A 20,298-nucleotide genomic window follows, 5' to 3' on the forward strand; every position below is an offset into this window, starting at 1 on the left:
GCGGGGGCTCAAACAAGCGGGCGTGTCAGCCGGTGTTGCCGCATGACCCAGACCACGGCCGCGGACAGGCTGAAGACCAGTAGCGCCAGCAGGGGCAGGCGCCAGATCGCTGCGCCATCGTGGGCCACCAGGCCGGCGCGCTGCGTCAGGTCCAGCAGCACGGGATGGACCAGATAGACCCCGAAAGTCAGGGGTGCCAGCGCGGGCAGACGGGGCAGGGAGGGCGTGTCCACGAACCACTGAAAGGCCGCCAGCGACATGAGCGGCACGGTCAGGCTGAAGTAGTCGTAGAAATAGAGATTCAAGCCCTGGGTGTCGGACAGCCAGAGCACGCCGCCGGCGGTCAGGCCTATCCCGGCCAACAGCAGCCATCCCGGACGCGGAATGCGCCACTGGCCTTCGAAGATCATCCGCCCGGCGATGAAATAGCCGAGATAAGGCAGAAACCAGGTCAGGAAAAAGCCGGGTGCCGCGCCCAGTGCCTGGCGGTAAAGGCTGTCGAGCACGGCCACCCCCAATATGCCGACGACCCAGAGTTTGCGGCCCGCCACGCTGCTGCGAGCATAAAGCAAACGCACGACGGGGGCGAACAGGTACAGGCCCACGATCATGTACAGATACCAGAGATGGTAGTAGGGCCGGCCCTCGGCCACTTTGCGCGGCCAGAAAGAGAAGTCGAACTGGCCCGCGTCCCAGCGGCCCAGTGTGGTGGTCCACAGCAGATAAAACACCGTCCAGAACACCAGCGGGATCTGGATGCGCGCCAGGCGGCGCTGGTAGAAGGCGCGTGGCGACAGGCTGCGCTGCGGGTCGAGCAGCAGCGCGCCGCTGATCATGACGAAGACGGGTACGCACCAGCGCACCGCGGAATCATAGACATTGGCGGCCAGCCATCCGCCGCTGGCGTAGATGGCGGGATCGGACACGGTCTGGGCGGCGCTGTGCAGCATGACCACGGCAAGCGCGGCCAGCCAGCGCGCCGCGTCCAGTCTTTCATATCGCTCGGTAGACATGGCGCTCCGCTGGGTCGGGGGGCTTTGACACCCTTTTCCCGACCTTATCAGCGCGCCCGCACCGCTCTGTATCCAGCGGTTAGCCGGTGTGTGCTGGCGTGAGCCGCGCCCGCGGGGGCGCGGGGCCGTCCCGGAAGAGTTTGTTGCAAACGCGCCCGCTCATTGCAGCACGACGTTGGCCTGTTCGACGAGTTGCTTGACCAGCGGCTGCTCGTCGCGGATCTGGGCCTGCAGGTCGTCGGCGCGTCCGGAGCGGGGGTCGATGCCCATGTCCAGCATCTTGGCGCGCACGGTCTCGTCCTTGAGGGTGGTCTGCAAGGCCTGTTGCAGGCGCGCCAGGACCTCGGGCGGGGTGCCCTTGGGGGCGACGAAACTGAACCAGGCGCTCATGTCGAACTTGGGATAGCCCTGTTCGGCCAGCGTGGCCAGTTCGGGTTCGGAGGGCAGGCGGGTCTTGCTGGTGATGCCGAACACATTGATTTTGCCGGCCTTGGCCTGCGGCATCCCGGTCGCCACCATGTCGAAGAAGATGTCCACGTCGCCGCTGATCAACGCCGGCAACGCCTGGGTGGCGCCCTTGAAGGGGACGTGCAGAATGTCCACGCCAGCCTGTTCCTTGAACAATTCGCCCGCCAGATGGGACGAGGTGCCCGGGCCGAAGCTGGCGAAGGTCAGCTTGCCGGGATGCTGCTTGGCGTAGGCGACCAGTTCCTGCGTGTTCTTAAAAGGTTGTTTGGGGCTGGACAACAGGACCAGCGGGCCGATCCCGACCAGACCGATGGGAGCAAAACCGTCGGGGTCGTAAGGCAGGTCTTTATACAGAAAGCGGTTGGTGACCAGGGTGGAGTTGGTCGCCATCAGGATGGTGTAGCCGTCGGGCTGCTCGCGCGCGACATAGGCCGCGCCGATGGACGTGCCGGCGCCGGCCTTGTTTTCGACGATCAGGCTCTGTTTGAGGTCCTTGCCCATGCGTTCGGCGAGGATGCGGGTCAGGACATCGGTGGCGCCGCCGGCGGGAAAAGGCGAAATGACTTTGATCGGCCGGGCCGGGTAGGTGTCGGCCAAGGCGGGGGCGCAAGCGCCGGTCGACAGCAGGGCGGCCAGGCAGAACTTCAATGTGCGACGAAACATGATTTTCCCTTGATAATTCCGCTATACGGAATTAAATTTTGTAATTCGAAATTCAAATATAAAAATCAACGGCGCGAAATGCAAACACTTTCGGCATCTTCTGGGCCGGCGCGACGCAAGCGCCAGGCGGGCGGAGCGGGTGCGGACTCGCCCGATTTCATTACCGCGCTGGCGCGAGGGCTGGACGTACTGCGCTGCTTCCGGCTCGGGCCCCAGGCGCTGGGCAACCAGGAACTGGCGCGGCTGACGGGGCTGCCCAAGCCCACCATCAGCCGCATCACGTTCACGCTCACCGAGTTGGCCTATCTGCGCTACCACCCCGATACGGGTAAATATTCGCCCGGGCATGCGGCGCTGTCCCTGGGCTTTGGCCTGCTGGCCGGACTGGCCGTGCGGGATCTGGCCAAGGCCGATATGACCACGCTTGCCAGCCAGACCGGCGCGGCGGTGGCCCTGGGCACCTTCGATGGCGACGCGATGGTGTATGTCGAGGCGATCCATGGATCGTCGGCGCTCTATCTGCGCCTGCCGGTCGGCTACCGCGCCAGTCTGGATACGGCCATGGGGCGGGCCTATCTGGCCGCGCTGGACGACGCGACGCGCCAGGCGCTCATGGCGCAGGCCGGCCTATCGCCGCAACTCATGGAAGAAGCGCTGCGCGACAGCGAGGCGGGCGGGTGCTGTTTTGCCATCGGGCAATGGCAGTCGGGCATCAACGCGGCAGCCATTGCCTTTCGGGCGCTGACCGGGGAGGGCGTGTTCGTGCTCAGTTGCGGCGGCCCGGCCGACTTGCTCCCGGAAACGGTGCTGCGCGAACGCGTGGCTCCGGCGTTGCAGGCGATTGCGCAGCGCCTTGGCGGCGGCTGACGCGGGCCCTTACGCTATCTCGTACAATTCAGGATTGCCCGATCAATCCTTCCCGAGCCCGGAGACCCGCTTGGCCTCAACCCCGCTGCCGCAAGATTTCGAAACCGCTCTGGCTGAGCTGGAGGCGCTGGTGCAGGCCATGGAAAACGGTTCCCTGCCGCTGGAGCAGTCGCTGGCCGCCTATCGGCGCGGCGTGGAACTCACCCGCGTCTGTCAGGACCGTCTCTCGCAGGCCGAGCAGCAGGTCAAAGTGCTCGAAGGTGAATTGTTGCGCCCCTTGCAGCCGGGCGCCCTGGAAGACGAATAGAGCCTCCGATGAAGCAACCCCATCTCGCCTGCGCCGATTGGCTGCGCGACCGCGCCGACCATATCGAACAGGTTCTCGAAGAACTGATCCCCGCGGCGGACGTCGCGCCCGCGCGCCTGCATGCCGCCATGCGCTATGCCGTGCTGGGCGGCGGCAAGCGTGTGCGCGCTGCGCTGGTCTACGCGGCCGGGCAGGCTTGTCCGGTCAGCGGCAGCATGCTGGCCATCGAGGCCTCCATGGACCGCGCGGCGGCCGCCGTCGAACTGATCCACGCCTATTCGCTCGTGCACGACGATCTGCCCTGCATGGATGACGATACGCTGCGTCGCGGGCGTCCCACCACGCATGTGCAGTTCGACGAAGCCACGGCCATGCTGGCGGGCGACGCCCTGCAGCCGCTGGCGTTCGAGTTGTTGGCCGGCATGCCCATCGCGCCGGCGCTGGTGGTGCAGGCTACGCAGGTGCTCGGCCGCGCTGCCGGCAGTCTGGGCATGGCCGGCGGCCAGGCCATCGATCTGCACAGCGTGGGCAAAACGCTCAGCCGCGATGAACTGCAGACCATGCACAGCATGAAGACCGGTGCGCTGCTGGCGGCCAGCGTGACGCTGGGCGGCATCGTGGCAGGCGCCAGTTCCGCTGCGCGCCAGGCGCTGGACAGCTATGCGCAGGCCATGGGGCTGGCGTTTCAGGTGGTCGACGACATCCTCGATGTGACCGCTGATAGTGCCAGCCTGGGCAAGACCGCCGGCAAGGACGCCGTCGAGAACAAACCCACTTATGTTTCGCTGCTGGGCCTGGAGCAGGCGCGCGAACTGGCCGAAGCGCTGCGCCAGTCGGCCCATCTTGCCCTTAGCCCGCTGGGCGATTCGGGCGCCCGGTTGGCCCAGCTCGCAGACTTCATCGTGCTGCGTGACCGTTGAACACCGCGGCGCCGGTCGGCGCGGATAACTACTTAAGTTTCACATGACGACGACAGAACACCTGGACCGCATTCATACGCCGGCCGACCTGCGCAAGCGGGACAGGCGCGAGCTCAAGCCCATCGCCGATGAGTTGCGGGCGTTCGTGCTGGAATCGGTTTCCAAGACGGGCGGGCACCTGTCGTCCAATCTGGGCACGGTCGAGCTCACGCTGGCGCTGCACTATGTTTTCGACACGCCCCATGACCGCATCGTCTGGGATGTGGGCCACCAATCCTATCCGCACAAAATCCTGACCGGCCGCCGCGACGGCATGGCGCAATTGCGCCAGCAGGGCGGGATCTCCGGCTTTCCCAAACGCAGCGAATCCGAATACGACGCCTTCGGCACCGCGCACTCCTCGACCTCGATTTCCGCGGCGCTGGGCATGGCGGTTGCTTCGCGCAATGCCGGCGTGGCGCGTCAGCACATCGCCATCATCGGCGACGGCGCGATGTCGGCCGGCATGGCTTTCGAAGCCATGAATAACGCGGGCGTGACCCCCAACATCAATCTGTTGGTGATCCTGAACGACAACGATATGTCGATCTCGCCGCCGGTCGGCGCCCTGAACCGGTATCTGGCGCGGTTGATGTCGGGCCGGTTCTACGCCACGGCCAAGAACGTGGGCCGTGCCGTGCTGCAGCATGTGCCGCCCGTGCTCGAGCTGGCCCGGCGGCTGGAAGAGCATGCCAAAGGCATGATCACGCCGGCCACGCTGTTCGAAGAGTTCGGCTTCAATTATGTCGGCCCCATCGACGGGCATGACCTGGACGCCTTGATTCCGACCTTGCAGAACCTCAAGTCCCTGCAAGGCCTGCAATTTCTGCACGTGGTCACGCGCAAGGGGCAGGGCTACAAACTGGCCGAGGCCGACCCCGTGCTCTATCACGGCCCGGGCAAGTTCGATCCGGCCGTCGGCATCCAGAAAGCCAAGACGCCTGCCAAACAAACCTTCACCCAGGTGTTTGGCCAGTGGCTGTGCGATCAGGCGCAAGCCGATGTCCGCCTGGTCGGTATCACGCCGGCCATGCGCGAAGGCAGCGGCCTGGTCGAGTTCGAAAAACGCTTCCCCATGCGGTATTTCGATGTCGGCATCGCCGAGCAGCACGCGGTGACCTTCGCCGCGGGCCTGGCCTGCGAAGGGCAGAAACCCGTGGTGGCGATTTACTCGACCTTTCTGCAGCGTGGCTATGACCAGCTCATCCACGATGTGGCCTTGCAGAACCTGGACGTCACATTCGCCCTCGATCGCGCCGGCCTGGTGGGCGCCGACGGCGCCACGCACGCGGGCAATTACGACATCGCCTTTTTGCGTTGCGTGCCCAACATGGTGATCGCCACGCCCTCCGACGAAAACGAGACGCGGTTGCTGCTGTCGACCTGTTACGCTCATCCGGGGCCGGCCTCGGTGCGCTATCCGCGGGGCGCGGGCTGCGGGGCCGAGGTCACCCCAGGGCTGGAAATCGTCGCCCTGGGCAAGGGCGTGGTGCGCCGCCGCGGCCGCAAGATCGCCATTCTCGGATTCGGCACGCTCGTGCAGGCCGCGCTGGCCGCGGCCGATTCGCTGGACGCCACCGTGGCGGACATGCGTTTCGTCAAGCCGCTGGATCGCGAGCTGCTGCGCGAGCTGGCCGCCAGCCATGATGCGCTGGTCACGCTCGAAGACGCGGCCATCATGGGCGGCGCCGGCAGTGCCGTGACCGAAGCCTTGAATGAGATGGGGCTGGTGCTGCCGGTTCTGCAGCTGGGCCTGCCCGATGCGTTCATCGATCACGGCGACCAGTTGGCATTGCTCTCCGGGCTGGGCCTGGATGCGGGCGGCATCGAGCGATCGGTGCGCACGCGCTTTGGCGCGCTCATCAACGGTCAGTGACCGGCGCCGGCTGCTTCGCGCCGGGCGGAACAATCCGTTCTGCCCGGCTTACATACGACAAAAGGGTTTTCCCGGCCCAGGGCCGTAGTTTGGGCGATAATGCTCCTCCGGTTCTTAATTCCAGGGATGGCTGTATCCCATGCCCTGATAGGTAAGCGACATGAATTCCCCCATCGATCCCGCCATCGTGATGCCCGACGTCCAGAGTTCGGCTGACACGCGCCATATACCGATTCAACGCGTGGGTATCCGCGGCGTGCGTCATCCCATGTTGGTCGTGGCCGGCGATGGCGCCGCCCAGGCCACCGTGGCCAACTGGACGCTGACGGTTGCGCTGCCCGCCGAAGAAAAAGGGACGCACATGTCCCGCTTCATAGCGCTGCTCGAGCAGTATCGCGCCACGCCCATGACGCCGGCGCTGTTCTCGCAGATGGCGCGCGATATGCTGCCGCTGCTGCACGCCGAGCGCGGCGACCTGACCGCATCCTTTCCGTATTTCATCGATAAGTCGGCGCCCGTGTCCGGCGTGCGCAGCCTGCTCGACTACGAAGCCACCTGGACGGCGCGTGCCGCCGGCGATCAGGTCGAGTTCGAACTGCGTGTGCTGGTGCCCGTCACCAGCCTGTGCCCGTGTTCGAAGGCCATCTCCGAGTACGGCGCGCACAATCAGCGCTCGCACGTGACGGTATCGGCCATCCTGGCGAGTGACGTGGCCATGGATGACATCATCCGCCTCGTCGAGGACGAGGGTTCCTGCGAGTTGTGGGGCCTGCTCAAGCGGCCTGACGAAAAATACGTCACCGAGCGCGCCTACGACAATCCCAAGTTCGTCGAGGACCTGGTGCGTGACGTGGCCGCCCGCCTCAAGGCCCATCCTGCCGTGCAGCGCTTCTGTGTGGAAGCCGAGAATTTCGAGTCCATTCACAACCATTCGGCCTACGCCGTGGTGGAAGGCTAAGGCCTGGGGCAGGGATACCGGCGAAAACGGCCGCGCCTGGCGCGGCCGTTTTCCTGTCCGCGCTGCACGAACTGTCCCGGTATCTGCAGCCGCCTGGTCGGCGGGGTACTTGCATATATACGCCCCTTGGGCGATAATCGAGAGCTTTCTTGCTCGCTCCATTTCGATGGCGGGCTGACCCTTCTGCGGGTTTACATGTTTCCCGCGAAGACATCCACAAGGAGTAATACATGCGCCACTACGAGGTAGTGTTTATCGTTCACCCCGATCAAAGCGAGCAAGTGCCCGCCATGGTCGAGCGCTACCAAGCGCTTGTCACCGGCCAAAGCGGCTCGGTGCATCGCCTGGAAGACTGGGGTCGCCGCCAACTGGCTTACCCGATCCAGAAGCTGGTCAAGGCACACTATGTTTGCATGAACATCGAGTGCAACCAGGCCACCCTGGACGAGCTTGAGCATTCTTTCCGCTACAACGACGCCGTGCTGCGCCACCTGGTCATCAAGACCAAGAAGGCCCCCGCTGGCGCCTCGATCATGATGAAGTCGGTCGAGCGTGAAGAAGCCCGCAAGGCGTCGGCTGAAGCCGCCGCTGTCCAGGCCGAGTAAGAGTCGGTACAGCATCGCAGGGTCGGTGAGGCAGTAACCGGCAAGCGATACAAGCAGGCGACATCGCCCAGCACCATGAATCAACTGCAACTCAGCGTCCGTGTTCTCGAATGCGAGCCGCTGCGCCACACTCCGGCAGGAATGGCGGCCCTGGAAATGCTTCTGGGGCATGAGTCCGAAGTCATCGAGGCGGGGCATCCCCGCCGGGTTGAACTGACGATACACGCAGTGGCTCTGGGAGATCTGGCGCAGATGTTGGCAGGCATCGCACTCGGGACCGACATGCAGGTAGAGGGCTTTCTGGCCCCGGCCCGCAAGGATTCGGTCAAGCTGAAGCTGCATTTGCAGCGCGCCCGTAAAACGGGCGGCAGCGCCGGTGGCGATCCCGTTCTGGCTTGAATCGCCTGACGCTGACCCGGTACAGATTACGGCGACAGGATCCATCCAAGGATCGGTCCCACACAAACTAAGAGGCACATATCATGGCTTTCTTCGGAAAACGCAAAGAAAAACGCAAGTTCACCCAGCAGAACCCGCTGTTCAAGCGCCGCAAGTTCTGCCGCTTCACCGCTGCCGGCGTTGAAGAGATCGATTACAAGGATCTCGACACCCTGCGCGATTTCGTGCAAGAAAACGGCAAGATCATTCCGGCTCGTTTGACCGGCACCCGGGCAATCTACCAGCGCCAGCTGGACTCCGCCATCAAGCGCGCGCGCTTCCTGGCTCTGTTGCCCTACACCGACAACCACAACTAATCCGGGGCAACGTCATGCAAGTTATCCTGCTCGAAAAAGTCGTCAACCTGGGCAACCTTGGTGAAGTCGTGCGTGTGCGTGATGGTTACGCCCGCAACTTCCTGATCCCCCAGAAGAAGGCCCGCCGCGCCACCGACGCCGCTCTGCAAGAGTTCGAAGCCCGTCGCGCCGAACTGGAAAAGGCCCAGGCCGAGAAGCTGGCCATCGCCCAAACGCTGGGCGAGCGCCTGAACAGCTATCAGCTGAAGATCGTCCAGAAGGCCGGTGTCGATGGCCGTCTGTTCGGCTCCGTCACCAACGCTGACATCGCCGCGGGTCTGCGCGATGCCGGTTTCGAAGGTGTCGAGAAGTCGCAGGTCCGCCTGCCCAACGGTCAGCTCAAGGCCGTCGGTGAGTACCCGGTCCAGGTCGCTCTGCACGCTGACGTGGTGGTCGATGTGACCATTCTCGTCGAAGGCGAGATGAACTGATCGGTTGACGCCGATGGGTAAGAAGAAAAGCCGGCCTGGTGCCGGCTTTTTTTCTTGATACGCTTAGAGATATCCTGCCGACGGCCCGCCGCCGTCAGCGCCGTAACCATGCAGAGGAACCGCGTGACCCAGACGCCGTTGCACCACCATGCGCCGCCGGGCCTGCAAGCCTGGCTGGATGGCCCGGAAGCGGCCGCAGTGAAATCGGTGAAAGAAGTCGTCATCGACGGCGAGCGCTGCGTCATCAAGCGCCGTGAAGCGGGCGTGGGCCGCAGCATCAGTTATGTGCTGCGCTATCTGCGCGCCTTATTGCTGGCCATCGGCTGCAAGCTGGCGCTGGGCGAGTTTCCGCGGCCCAGCATATTGCTGCGCAATGGGCTGGCTTATGAGGCCGAGCGTTTGCGGCATTTGCTGCAGGCTGGCTGCCGTGTGCCCGAGGTCTGGTGGCAGCAGCCGGGTCTGGTGGTGCTCGAGCATGTGGGCGATGACCTGCCTTTTTTTCTGCGCCGCGCCGACACGGCGCCGCGCCTGGAGCTGGTTCGCCTGCTGGCCGCCGATCTGGCGGCCTTTCACGCACGGGGTTTCTGGCATGGCGGCGCACAGGTGCGCAATGTCACCCTGCGCGACGATGGCCAGCTCTGGCGCATCGATTTCGAAGAGAACATCGGTGCGGCCGTCTCCTTGCCGCTGGCGCAAGCCTACGATCTGTTTCAGACGCTGAGCTCGGTCGTATCCTTGAGCAAAATACCGCGCGAACAAGTGCCGGTCATAGGTAAACTGATCCTAGACACCTATTTCGAGGCCAACCCGGATCCTGCCGTGCGTGCTGCGCTCAAGCGCCTGGCGCGCGTGGTCTGCGGCCTGGCCAGCATCCTCAAACCCCTGGCCGGCAAGCTGCCGTGGCGCGATGTGCGCACCTTTTTCCAGGTCAGCGACACCCTGAGGTCAGTATTGCAATGAACACTCCTGCCGACTCCCAACTTGAGTACCTGCGGGTGCCACCGCATTCCATCGAGGCCGAGCAATCGGTGCTGGGTGGCTTGCTGCTGGATAACGCGGCCTGGGATCGCATCGCCGACGTCCTGACCGAAGAAGATTTCTACCGGCATGATCATCGTCTCATCTGGCAGCACATCGCGCGCCTGATCGGTCTGGCGCGGCCGGCTGACGTCATCACTGTCAACGAATCGCTGGTGAGCGCGGGCAAGTCGGAAGAGGTCGGCGGGCTGGCCTATCTCAATGCGCTGGCGCACAACACGCCGTCGGCGGCCAACATCCGGCGCTACGCCGAGATCGTCGCCGAACGCGCCACGCTGCGCAAACTGGTCAGCATCGCGGATGAGATTTCCGCCGCGGCCATGAGCCCGCAAGGCAAGGAAGCGCGCCAACTGCTGGACGAGGCCGAATCCAAAGTCTTCAAGATCGCCCAGGAAGGCGCGCGGGGATCGGGCGGTTTCCAGGAGATCCAGCCGCTGCTGACCCAGGTCGTCGAGCGGATCGACGAGCTGTATCACCGTGACAGCGAATCGGACGTGACGGGCGTGCCCACGGGTTTCACGGATCTGGACAAAATGACGTCCGGCCTGCAGCCGGGTGATCTGGTCATCGTCGCCGGCCGGCCCTCCATGGGCAAAACCTCCTTCTCCATGAACATTGGCGAGCACGTGGCCATCGAGCAGGGCCTGCCCGTGGCCGTGTTCTCCATGGAAATGGGCGCGGTGCAACTGGCCATGCGTATGCTGGGGTCGGTGGGCATGCTGGATCAGCATCGCATGCGCACCGGCAAGCTCATCGCCGAAGACTGGCCGCGCGTCACGCATGCCGTGCAGCTCATGCAGGAAGCGCAGGTCTACATCGACGAGACGCCGGCGCTGTCGGCCATGGAAGTGCGCGCACGTGCGCGCCGTCTGGCGCGCCAGTGCGGCCAGCTCGGCCTGATCATCATCGACTACATCCAGCTCATGTCAGCCAGCTCGGCGGGCGAAAACCGCGCCACCGAGGTCTCGGAGATCAGCCGCTCGCTCAAAGGGCTGGCCAAGGAACTGAATTGCCCCTTGATCGCGCTGTCGCAGCTCAACCGCAGCCTGGAGCAACGCCCGAACAAGCGCCCCGTGATGAGCGATCTGCGCGAATCCGGCGCCATCGAACAGGATGCGGACGTGATCCTGTTCATTTATCGCGATGAGGTCTACAACCCCGATTCGCCCGATAAGGGCACGGCCGAGATCATCATCGGTAAGCAGCGTAACGGCCCCATCGGCACGGTGCGCCTGACCTTCCAGGGCATGAGCACACGTTTTCTCAATTTCACCTCCGCGCCGCAGTACTGAGCGCGGGCGAAAAAAATCCAGGTCCGACATTGCGTCGGCCTGGACTTTTTTATGGGCTCGTCAGGACTTATTCGGGGCGGCGCGCATAACGGGCCGCCAGCACGGCGCAGACCATGAGCTGAATCTGATGGAACAGCATCAAGGGCAGCACGATGGCGCCGACGGCCTGGCCGGCGAAAATCACCTGGGCCATGGGGATGCCGCTGGCCAGGCTCTTTTTCGAGCCGCAGAACAGCAGCGTGATGCGGTCTTCGAGATCGAACTTGAAGATCCTGCCCAACAACTGCGAGGCGCCCAGGGCGAATGCCAGGATGAGGGCGCAGGCGACCACCAGCCCGATCAGCGCGGGGACCGGCGTGTTATGCCAGAGGCCTTCGTTGACCGCTTCCGAGAATGCCGTGTAGACCACGAGCAGAATGGAACTCTGGTCGACCCACTTGAGCATGGCCTTGCGTCGATGCACCCAGGCGCCGATCCAGGGGCGCAGCACCTGACCCAGCACAAAGGGCAGCAGCAACTGCAGCATGATCTTGCCCACCGCGTCGAACGAGATGGGGGCGGCGGCCGCGCTGGCGACCACCGTGCCCACCAGCAGCGGGGTCAGGAAAATGCCGAACAGGCTGGAGGCCGACGCGCTGCACACCGCGGCGGGCACATTGCCGCGCGCCATCGACGTGAACGCGATGGCCGACTGCACGGTTGCCGGCAGGCAGCACAGAAAGAGAATGCCCAAATACAGTTCGGGGGTGACCAGCGGCTCGAGCACGGGCTTGAGAATCACGCCCAGCAGCGGAAAGATCAGGAACGTCACCGAGAAAATCGTCAGATGCAAACGCCAATGCGTGACGCCAGCCACGATGGCCTCGCGTGACAGACGCGCGCCGTGCAGAAAGAACAGCAGGGCGACGGCGATATTGGTGATCCACCCGAAAATCTCGATACCCTGGCCGTGAGCGGGTAAAAGACTTGCAATGATGACGGTCGTGATCAGCAGCAGGGTAAAGCGATCGGGCAGGAAGCGCATAGATGAGATAAAGGTGGGAACAGGACAGCGCGCCTATTGTAGTCGGACTGGATCCAATTTTCCCGCGGCGATTTTGTCAGTGCGTTGTCAGCCGCGCGTCATCGCCAGCGCCAGATCGAAGGCCACTCGCAGTGAGCTCGCGTCGGCCACGCCCTGGCCCGCGATATCGAAGGCCGTGCCGTGATCGACACTGGTGCGCACAAAGGGCAGGCCGACCGTCACATTCACGCCGTGGTCGATGCCCAAATACTTCACCGGAATCAGTCCCTGGTCGTGGTATTGCGCCACGACGATGTCGAACTCGCCGCGCCGCGCGCGCATGAAAATGGTGTCGCCCGGCCAGGGGCCGGAGGCGTCGATGCCGCTGGCGCGGGCCTGGGCAATCGCCGGCGCGATTTCATCGCTGTCCTCGCGCCCGAACTTGCCATCCTCGCCGGCATGGGGATTCAGGCCGGCCACGGCGATGCGGGGTTGCGCGATGCCCATCTGGCGACAGGCGCGCTCGGCCAGGCGGATGGCGCGCAACTCGGCCTCGCGCGTGATATGGGCCGGCACATCGGCCAGCGCCATGTGGATGGTCACCAGCAGCACGCGCAATTCATCATTGGCCAGCATCATGGCGTAGTGCTCGGTGCCGGAACGCTCGGCGAGAATCTCCGTGTGGCCGGGCTGATCGATGCCTGCCAGGTGCATGGAGTGCTTATTCAGCGGCGCGGTGACGATGGCGCGGATCTCCCCGGCCAGCGCCGCGTCGATAGCCCGGCACAGATAGTCATAGGCCCCTTGGCCCGCCGCCGCGCTGACTTTCCCCAAGGGCAGGTCGGCAGGCAGCTCGGCGCCGGCCTGCACCACTTCGATGACGCCAGCCTGGCCGCTGGCCTGCCGCGGCGAGGCCAGCGCGCGCACCTGTAGCGGCGACGCCAGTTGCCGCGCGGCACGGGCGAGTGCGCCGACGTCACCGAAAACGATGGCCGGCACCGCGAGCCCTTGGGCGAACGCTTTGACGATGATTTCCGGGCCGATGCCCGCGGCATCGCCCATGGTGAAACCGACAGGAAGAGTCATGAAGCACAGTAGCAAAGACAGCGAGCCCTCATGCTACACCCGGGCGGCAGGGCCGGGGCGCGCGGGCGAGGGAAAGAAAAAGGCCCTGCGCGTGCAGGGCCCGGGGTCAGCCACGCCAGGGTTTAGAGGACGTCGCCCGCATAGTCGGCCAGGCGCGAGCGTTCGCCACGCTGCAAGGTGACGTGGCCGGAGTGCGGCCAGCCCTTGAAACGGTCGACCACGAACGTCAGGCCCGAGCTGCCTTCGGTCAGGTAGGGCGTATCGATCTGGGCGACGTTGCCCAGACAGACGACCTTGGTGCCGGGGCCGGCGCGGGTCACCAGCGTCTTCATCTGCTTGGGCGTGAGGTTCTGCGCCTCGTCGATGATGAGGTATTTGTTCAGGAAGGTGCGGCCACGCATGAAGTTCAGCGACTTGACCTTGATGCGCGAGCGGATCAGGTCCATGGTCGCAGCCCGGCCCCAATCGCCGCCGCCTTCGCCGTCGCCCATGTTCAGCACGTCGAGGTTGTCCTCGAGCGCGCCCATCCACGGCAGCATCTTTTCTTCTTCGGTGCCCGGCAGAAAACCGATGTCTTCGCCCACCGGCACCGTGACGCGCGTCATGATGATTTCGGTGTAGCGCTTGGTCTCCAGCACCTGGGTAATGCCGGCGGCCAGGGCCAGCAGCGTCTTGCCCGTGCCGGCTTGCCCCAGCAGCGACACGAAGTCGCATTCGGGATTCATCAGCAGGTTCAGGGCGAAGTTCTGCTCACGGTTGCGCGCGGTGATGCCCCAGACATTGTTCTTGCCATGGGTGTAGTCGCGCAGCGTGGCCAGCACGGCCGTCTTGCCGCTGACTTCGCGCACCTGCGCGTAGAGCGGCATCTGGCCTTCGAAGTAGACGAACTGGTTGACGACGAACTGCGAGCACAGGGGGCCGCGGATGCGGTAGAAAGTCGTGCCGCCCTGCTGCCAGGATTCGACATCCTTGCCGTGACGGTTCCAGAAATCCTCGGGCAGCGGCATCACGCCCGAGTACATCAGATCGGAGTCCTCGAGGACGTGATCGTTGTAATAGTCCTCGGCGGCCAGGCCGAGCGCCCGCGCCTTCAGGCGCATGTTGATGTCCTTGGACACCAGCACGACTTCGCGCTGCGGGTATTTTTCGGCCAGGGCGCGCACCACACCCAGGATCTGGTTGTCGGCCTTGCCCATGGGCAGGTCCGAGGGCAGGGTGCTGTGGATGGCGGTGGTCTGCAACAGCAGCCGGCCGGTGGCTTCCTTGTTGCCGAGCTTGCTCAGGACGATGCCTTCGTCGAGCTGCGTCGTGTCCTGCACCAGGGAATCCAGCGAACGGCTGACCTGGCGCGCATTGCGCGCCACTTCAGACATACCTTTCTTCTGATGGTCCAGCTCTTCCAGCGTCATCATGGGCAGGAAGATGTCGTGCTCTTCGAAACGGAAGAGCGAGGACGGATCGTGCAGCAGGACGTTGGTGTCCAGCACGAAGAGCTTGCTGCCCGTCTCGGCCTTGCCGCTGCGCTTGGCTGCCGGTTTGGCGGCAGGCTTGGGTGCGCGCGCGGATTTGGCGGCCACGGGTTTGGGGGGCGGTGTCTGCGCCGGAGCCTTGGCTTGCGGCACCGCCGCGGCGGCGGGCTTGATCCCGTCGAGTTCTGGCTGCACCGGCGCGAGATTCTCGTCGTCGCCGGCGGCGCGCGCCTGGGCGGCCTCGCCGGTCGGGAAGGTGAGAATGGCTGCCGGTCGGGTCGGCATCTTCGGAAGCGGCATAAGGGCAATCTCCTGTGTAAGCCGGTACCTATTACGGTTGCCCGAAGGTCAACCGATGCTTTTTGCGGCCTGAAGCACTTCTTTGGCATGGCCCGGGACTTTCACGCCGCGCCATTCCTGCACCAGGACACCATAGGCATCGATGAGGAAGGTGCTGCGTTCAATCCCACGCACCTGTTTGCCATACATATTCTTCTGCTTGATGACACCGTACAGATTGCACACGGTTTCGTCGGCGTCGGAGATTAAGGGAAAAGGAAGCTCGTACTTGGTCTTGAAATTCTCGTGCGACTTGATGGAGTCGCGCGAAATCCCGATGACCACGGCGCTGGCGGCCAGAAAGTCGGCGTGCAGGTCGCGGAAATCCTGGCTTTCGGTGGTGCAGCCAGGGGTGCTGTCCTTGGGGTAGAAATAGAGGATTACCGCGCGGCCCTGGCATTGCTCGAGATTGATCGGGCCGATGGTGCTTTCCGCCGTGAACTGAGGGGCGGGCTTGCCGATGATGGCGGTCATGCGGGGGGGTCTCCGTCGGTCGGCAGCAGGGCGACGACCACGCGCCGGCCTTCTGCCATCAGAATGTTGTAGGTACGTGCGGCGGCCTGCGTGTCCATCACTTCGACGCCCACACCGGCCATCAATAGGGGACGCAACACCTCCGCCGGCAGCAGCCGCTGCTTCAGGCCGGTGCCGACAATCAGCACCTCCGGCGTATCCGCCGAACGCTGCAGCAAACCGGATTCCGGCTCATCGAGAAACGCCAGCGGATCGCGCTTGGCGGCGACCAGGCCGGCGGCTTGCTGCAGATGAGAGGAAGAGATGTGGGCCGGTGAACGCACGGGCCATTCGGTGACAGCGCCTTCGGGGCCGAAGGCGACCGCGTGGGAAAATCGAACCTGGTTGACCTCAATGTAGCCTTCGCCGTAGGCGGTGACGGTATTGAGGGCCGTCGCAGAATCAGTATGCAGCTTCAATAAACACTCCGGCTATACAGCAGCGATGATAGCGCATCGGACTTTACCCATGTTGCAGGGTATCCACTGAATCGCAGGGGACAGAGCGCCTGGCATTTGCCCGGCAGCCGTGCTTGCGATAGATTACAAGGTTTTGTTGCACCGCAAATCTGCAGCGCCTTTCTTCGTGGCGCATTGCAGCACCCCTCCGACCTGCCCCTCGCCAAATTAGGATCTGTCCCATCATGAGGAAGTTCTCGCGCATTGAGCGTTTGCCGCCCTACGTTTTCAATATCACCGGTGAGCTCAAGATGGCAGCACGTCGGCGGGGTGAGGACATCATCGACATGTCCATGGGCAACCCGGATGGCGCGACGCCGCAGCATATCGTGGACAAGCTGATCGAGGCCTCGGCCCGGCCCACCACGCATGGCTACTCCGTCTCCAAGGGCATTCCGCGGCTGCGCAAGGCCATCTGTGACTGGTATCAGCGCCGCTATGCGGTGGAGTTTGATCCGGATTCCGAGGCCATCGTCACCATCGGCTCGAAGGAAGGCCTGGCGCACCTGATGCTGGCCACGCTGGATCGCGGCGACACGGTGCTGGTGCCCAACCCGAGCTATCCCATCCATATTTACGGCGCGGTCATCGCTGGCGCGAATATCCGTTCGGTGCGCATGACGCCGGGCGTGGACTTTTTCGAAGAACTCGAGCGCGCCGTGCGCGAGTCCATTCCCAAGCCCAAGATGATGATTCTGGGCTTTCCCAGCAATCCGACCGCCCAGTGCGTCGACCTGTCGTTCTTCGAGCGCGTGGTGGCCCTGGCCAAGGAGCATGACATCCTGGTGGTGCATGACCTGGCCTATGCGGACATCTGCTTCGACGGCTATGTGGCGCCGTCCATCATGCAGGTGCCGGGCGCCCGGGATGTGGCCGTCGAGTTCTTCACCATGAGCAAGAGCTACAACATGGCGGGCTGGCGTATCGGCTACATGGTGGGCAATCGCGAATTGGTCAATGCGCTGGCGCGCATCAAGAGTTATCACGATTACGGCACCTTCACGCCGATCCAGGTCGCGTCCATCGCCGCCCTGGACGGCCCGCAGGATTGCGTATCGGAGATCGTGCAGCAGTATCAGAGCCGGCGCGATGTGCTGGCGCGAGGGCTGCACGAAGCAGGTTGGAATGTGGAGATTCCCAAGGCGTCCATGTACATATGGGCGCAGATCCCCGAACCCTACAGGGCGATGGGCTCTTTGGAATTCGCCAAGCGTGTCCTGTCGGATGCGAAGGTGGCCGTGTCCCCCGGGATCGGCTTCGGCGAGTACGGCGACGATTACGTCCGCTTCGCTCTTATCGAGAACGAGCAGCGCACCCGTCAGGCAGTGCGCGGCATCAAAGATATGTTCCGCAAGGACGGTTTGTTGAAATGAATCCAATGAAGGTAGGCCTGCTGGGCCTGGGCGTGGTCGGTGGCGGTACGTGGAGCGTGCTGACCCGCAACGCAGAAGAAATCGCACGCCGCGCCGGGCGGCGCATCGAAGTCAGCCGCATCGCCGTGCGCGATGTGGCCAAGGCGCGCGCCCGCGTCGGCGAGGGCATGGAGATCACGACCGATGTCCAGGCCCTGGTGCGCGACCCGGACATCGATATCGTGGTCGAACTGATCGGCGGCGACACCCTGGCGCGCGAGCTGGTGCTGCAGGCCATTGCGCAAGGCAAGCATGTGGTCACGGCCAACAAGGCGCTGCTGGCCAAGCACGGTAATGAAATCTTCGCCGCGGCTTCCGAGCGGGGCGTGATGGTGGCCTTCGAGGCTGCCGTAGCCGGGGGCATCCCCATCATCAAGGCCATCCGCGAAGGCCTGACGGCCAACCGCATTCAATGGGTGGCCGGCATCATCAACGGCACCACCAATTTCATCTTGTCAGAGATGCGCTCGCGCGGGCTGCCCTTTGGCGAGGTGCTGGCCGAGGCGCAGCGCCTGGGCTACGCCGAAGCGGATCCGACCTTCGACGTCGAGGGGGTGGACGCGGCGCACAAGCTGACGCTGCTGGCTTCGCTGGCCTTCGGGATCCCGGTGCAGTTCGAACGGGCCCATATCGAAGGCATCTCGCATCTGGCTCAGGAAGACATCGCGCATGCCGAGCGGCTGGGCTATCGCATCAAGCTGCTGGGCATCACCAAACGCCGCGCCGAAGGCATCGAGCTGCGTGTGCATCCGGCCCTGGTGCCGGCGCAACGCCTGCTGGCCAATGTCGAAGGCGCCATGAATGCCGTGCTGGTGCGCGGCGACGCCGTCGGCCCGACGCTTTACTACGGCCAGGGCGCCGGCGAAGAGCCGACCGCCTCGGCGGTGGTGGCCGACCTGGTGGACGTGACGCGTCTGCATACGGCGGACCCGGGCAACCGCGTGCCGCATCTGGCTTTCCAGCCCGATGCGATGGCCGATACGCCCATTCTGCCCATCGAGCAGATCAGCACCTCGTACTATCTGCGCCTGCGGGTGGACGACCAGCCGGGCGTGCTGGCCGACATCGCGCGTATTCTTGCCGACCGCAGTATCTCCATCGGCTCCATGATTCAGCAGCCCTCGCATATTGGCGGCGCCGACATCATTTTCCTCACGCATGAGGCGCTCGAGGGCAATATCAACCGGGCGATCGAACACATCGAGTCGCTGGCTTTCGTGCGCTCCAAGGTGACACGCCTGCGCGTGGAGAACCTCACATGAAGTATGTGTCGACCCGCGGCGGCATGGCCGCCCAGGCGTTTTCCGACATTCTGCTCGAAGGTCTGGCGCCCGATGGCGGCCTGGCCGTGCCGCAGCAATTGCCCCAGGTCGACGCGGCGACGCTCGAATCCTGGCGCCCGCTGTCCTATGCCGATCTGGCCGTGGAAGTGCTCTCGCTCTTTGCCACGGACATTCCGCGCGAGGACTTGAGCCGGTTGGCGCACGCCGCCTATAACGAACAGGTGTTCTCGAGCGAGCAGATCGTGCCGCTGCGCCCCTTGGCGGGCGGCCTGCAATTGCTCGGCCTGTCCGAGGGGCCGACGCTGGCGTTCAAGGACATGGCCATGCAGTTCCTGGGCCAGGTCTTCGAGTACGTGCTGACCAAGCGCGGCACGACCTTGAACATCGTGGGTGCGACCTCCGGAGACACCGGCTCGGCGGCCGAGTACGCTCTGCGCGGCAAGCAAGGCGTGGGTGTGTTCATGCTGTCGCCGCACGGCCGCATGAGTTCCTTCCAGCGCGCCCAGATGTACTCGCTGCAGGACGAGAACATCCATAACATCGCGGTCAAGGGTGTGTTTGATCAAGCCCAGGACATCGTCAAGGCCTTGGCCGCGGATCTGACGTTCAAGAGCCGTTATCGCATCGGCGCCGTGAACTCGATCAACTGGGCGCGGATTGCCGCGCAGGTGGTCTATTACTTCCACGGCTGGTTGCGGGCGACGACCGGGGCCGGCCAGCAGGTGTCTTTTGCCGTGCCGTCGGGCAACTTCGGCAACATCCTGTCCGGCCATATTGCTCGCCGAATGGGCTTGCCCGTGCGCCGTCTGGTGTTGGCCACGAACGAGAACAACGTGCTGGAAGAATTCTTCCGTACCGGCATTTATCGTCCGCGCGCGCCGGAACAGACATACGCGACTTCCAGTCCGTCCATGGATATTTCGCGCGCCTCGAACTTCGAGCGCTTCATCTACGACCTGGTCGGTGGCGATGGCGAGCGCGTGCGGGCGCTCTGGCAGGAACTCGCGGACAAGGGCAGCTTCGACCTGTCCGCGCAGCGCGCATCCTTTGGCGAACAATACGGCTTCGCCTCGGGGGTGAGCACGCATGACGATCGCCTGAGCACGATCCGGGCCGTGTTCGACGAAACGGGTGTACTGATCGATCCGCATACCGCCGATGGCGTGCATGTGGCGCGCAGCTTCGTCGAGGAGGGGATTCCGATGCTGGTGCTGGAGACGGCCTTGCCGGCCAAGTTTTCCGACACCATCCAGGAAGCCCTGGGCCGCCCGGTTCCGCCGCCGGCGGAACTTGCCGGTCTGGAGTCCCTGCCGCAGCGCGTCACCGTTATGGATTGCGATGCGGCTCAGGTCCGTGCTTTTATCGAGGCGCACGCCAAGATTTGAGTTTTTACGGGCCGGCCATTTAGCGCTGGTAGTAAAAAACCTCCTCGCCTGACGGCCCGGAGGTTTTTTTTAGCCCAGT

General features: G+C 64.1%; 21 protein-coding genes. 14 read left to right on the forward strand and 7 right to left on the reverse strand.

Annotated elements, in window-relative coordinates; translation table 11 throughout:
• Nucleotides 1-8: 8 nt before the first annotated feature.
• Together CAL22_RS07805 and CAL22_RS07810 are read right to left on the reverse strand one after the other, a co-directional pair.
• The gene (locus CAL22_RS07805; protein ID WP_094811964.1) at nucleotides 9-1,013 is read right to left on the reverse strand and encodes an acyltransferase; all 1,005 of its coding nucleotides are present in this window, start codon (nucleotides 1,011-1,013) and stop codon (nucleotides 9-11) included.
• A 159-nt stretch (nucleotides 1,014-1,172) separates the two neighbouring features.
• Nucleotides 1,173-2,144, reverse strand: a complete 972-nt coding sequence (locus CAL22_RS07810) for a Bug family tripartite tricarboxylate transporter substrate binding protein (protein WP_094811966.1) — start codon at nucleotides 2,142-2,144, stop codon at nucleotides 1,173-1,175.
• Between the two features lie 78 nt (nucleotides 2,145-2,222).
• Here CAL22_RS07810 and CAL22_RS07815 point away from each other — a divergent pair, with 78 nt between their 5' ends.
• The 11 genes from CAL22_RS07815 (at nucleotide 2,223) to CAL22_RS07865 (ending at nucleotide 11,271) form a co-directional block, all read left to right on the forward strand.
• Nucleotides 2,223-3,011, forward strand: coding sequence for an IclR family transcriptional regulator (locus CAL22_RS07815; protein ID WP_094811968.1), 789 nt, complete (start codon nucleotides 2,223-2,225; stop codon nucleotides 3,009-3,011).
• A gap of 70 nt (nucleotides 3,012-3,081) precedes the next feature.
• Nucleotides 3,082-3,318: an exodeoxyribonuclease VII small subunit gene (locus CAL22_RS07820; RefSeq protein ID WP_167383578.1), complete on the forward strand. Its 237-nt coding sequence runs from the start codon at nucleotides 3,082-3,084 to the stop codon at nucleotides 3,316-3,318.
• Nucleotides 3,319-3,326: 8 nt separating this feature from the next.
• Nucleotides 3,327-4,238: a polyprenyl synthetase family protein gene (locus tag CAL22_RS07825; RefSeq protein WP_094811970.1), complete on the forward strand. Its 912-nt coding sequence runs from the start codon at nucleotides 3,327-3,329 to the stop codon at nucleotides 4,236-4,238.
• A gap of 43 nt (nucleotides 4,239-4,281) precedes the next feature.
• Nucleotides 4,282-6,153, forward strand: a complete 1,872-nt coding sequence (gene dxs / locus CAL22_RS07830; RefSeq protein ID WP_094811972.1) for a 1-deoxy-D-xylulose-5-phosphate synthase — start codon at nucleotides 4,282-4,284, stop codon at nucleotides 6,151-6,153.
• 160 nt (nucleotides 6,154-6,313) lie between these two features.
• Nucleotides 6,314-7,111 (forward strand): GTP cyclohydrolase FolE2, encoded by a 798-nt coding sequence (gene folE2, locus CAL22_RS07835; protein ID WP_094811973.1) that lies wholly within the window; start codon nucleotides 6,314-6,316, stop codon nucleotides 7,109-7,111.
• 230 nt (nucleotides 7,112-7,341) lie between these two features.
• Nucleotides 7,342-7,716, forward strand: a complete 375-nt coding sequence (gene rpsF, locus CAL22_RS07840) for a 30S ribosomal protein S6 (RefSeq protein WP_005012637.1) — start codon at nucleotides 7,342-7,344, stop codon at nucleotides 7,714-7,716.
• Nucleotides 7,717-7,791: 75 nt separating this feature from the next.
• A complete protein-coding gene (priB, locus tag CAL22_RS07845) occupies nucleotides 7,792-8,115 on the forward strand; it encodes a primosomal replication protein N (RefSeq protein WP_094811975.1) in 324 nt (107 codons plus the stop codon).
• A gap of 83 nt (nucleotides 8,116-8,198) precedes the next feature.
• Nucleotides 8,199-8,471: a 30S ribosomal protein S18 gene (gene rpsR / locus CAL22_RS07850; protein WP_005012641.1), complete on the forward strand. Its 273-nt coding sequence runs from the start codon at nucleotides 8,199-8,201 to the stop codon at nucleotides 8,469-8,471.
• A 14-nt stretch (nucleotides 8,472-8,485) separates the two neighbouring features.
• Nucleotides 8,486-8,941 (forward strand): 50S ribosomal protein L9, encoded by a 456-nt coding sequence (gene rplI / locus CAL22_RS07855; protein ID WP_094811977.1) that lies wholly within the window; start codon nucleotides 8,486-8,488, stop codon nucleotides 8,939-8,941.
• Between the two features lie 123 nt (nucleotides 8,942-9,064).
• Nucleotides 9,065-9,901, forward strand: coding sequence for a hypothetical protein (locus CAL22_RS07860; protein WP_094811979.1), 837 nt, complete (start codon nucleotides 9,065-9,067; stop codon nucleotides 9,899-9,901).
• On the forward strand, nucleotides 9,898-11,271 hold the full coding sequence (locus CAL22_RS07865; RefSeq protein WP_094811981.1) for a replicative DNA helicase: 1,374 nt from the start codon (nucleotides 9,898-9,900) through the stop codon (nucleotides 11,269-11,271). The genes CAL22_RS07860 and CAL22_RS07865 overlap by 4 nt, the downstream gene beginning before the upstream one ends.
• A gap of 67 nt (nucleotides 11,272-11,338) precedes the next feature.
• On the opposite strand, the gene CAL22_RS07870 is transcribed toward CAL22_RS07865, so the two are convergent.
• The 5 genes from CAL22_RS07870 to CAL22_RS07890 form a co-directional block, all read right to left on the reverse strand.
• The gene (locus CAL22_RS07870) at nucleotides 11,339-12,295 is read right to left on the reverse strand and encodes a bile acid:sodium symporter family protein (protein ID WP_094811983.1); all 957 of its coding nucleotides are present in this window, start codon (nucleotides 12,293-12,295) and stop codon (nucleotides 11,339-11,341) included.
• Nucleotides 12,296-12,382: 87 nt separating this feature from the next.
• Complete coding sequence (gene pdxA, locus CAL22_RS07875) at nucleotides 12,383-13,360, reverse strand: 4-hydroxythreonine-4-phosphate dehydrogenase PdxA (RefSeq protein ID WP_094811985.1); 978 nt, start codon at nucleotides 13,358-13,360, stop codon at nucleotides 12,383-12,385.
• Nucleotides 13,361-13,482: 122 nt separating this feature from the next.
• Nucleotides 13,483-15,129, reverse strand: coding sequence for a PhoH family protein (locus CAL22_RS07880; RefSeq protein ID WP_094811987.1), 1,647 nt, complete (start codon nucleotides 15,127-15,129; stop codon nucleotides 13,483-13,485).
• 48 nt (nucleotides 15,130-15,177) lie between these two features.
• On the reverse strand, nucleotides 15,178-15,642 hold the full coding sequence (locus CAL22_RS07885; protein ID WP_094811988.1) for a peroxiredoxin: 465 nt from the start codon (nucleotides 15,640-15,642) through the stop codon (nucleotides 15,178-15,180).
• Nucleotides 15,639-16,100, reverse strand: a complete 462-nt coding sequence (locus CAL22_RS07890; RefSeq protein WP_094811990.1) for an Mth938-like domain-containing protein — start codon at nucleotides 16,098-16,100, stop codon at nucleotides 15,639-15,641. Before CAL22_RS07890 ends, CAL22_RS07885 begins: the two co-directional genes overlap by 4 nt.
• A gap of 224 nt (nucleotides 16,101-16,324) precedes the next feature.
• On the opposite strand from CAL22_RS07890, the gene alaC reads away from it, so the two are divergent.
• Genes alaC through thrC form a run of 3 tightly spaced genes read left to right on the forward strand, consistent with a single transcriptional unit; the run spans nucleotide 16,325 to nucleotide 20,219 of the window.
• Nucleotides 16,325-17,512 carry an alanine transaminase gene (alaC, locus tag CAL22_RS07895; RefSeq protein ID WP_094811992.1) on the forward strand — a complete coding sequence of 396 codons (1,188 nt, stop codon included), beginning with the start codon at nucleotides 16,325-16,327 and terminating at the stop codon, nucleotides 17,510-17,512.
• Complete coding sequence (locus CAL22_RS07900) at nucleotides 17,509-18,813, forward strand: homoserine dehydrogenase (protein WP_094811994.1); 1,305 nt, start codon at nucleotides 17,509-17,511, stop codon at nucleotides 18,811-18,813. Before alaC ends, CAL22_RS07900 begins: the two co-directional genes overlap by 4 nt.
• Complete coding sequence (gene thrC, locus CAL22_RS07905) at nucleotides 18,810-20,219, forward strand: threonine synthase (protein ID WP_094811996.1); 1,410 nt, start codon at nucleotides 18,810-18,812, stop codon at nucleotides 20,217-20,219. Before CAL22_RS07900 ends, thrC begins: the two co-directional genes overlap by 4 nt.
• The last annotated feature ends 79 nt before the right edge of the window (nucleotides 20,220-20,298 follow it).

Origin of the sequence: Bordetella genomosp. 12, assembly GCF_002261355.1 — a bacterium.
Lineage (GTDB): Bacteria > Pseudomonadota > Gammaproteobacteria > Burkholderiales > Burkholderiaceae_B > Bordetella.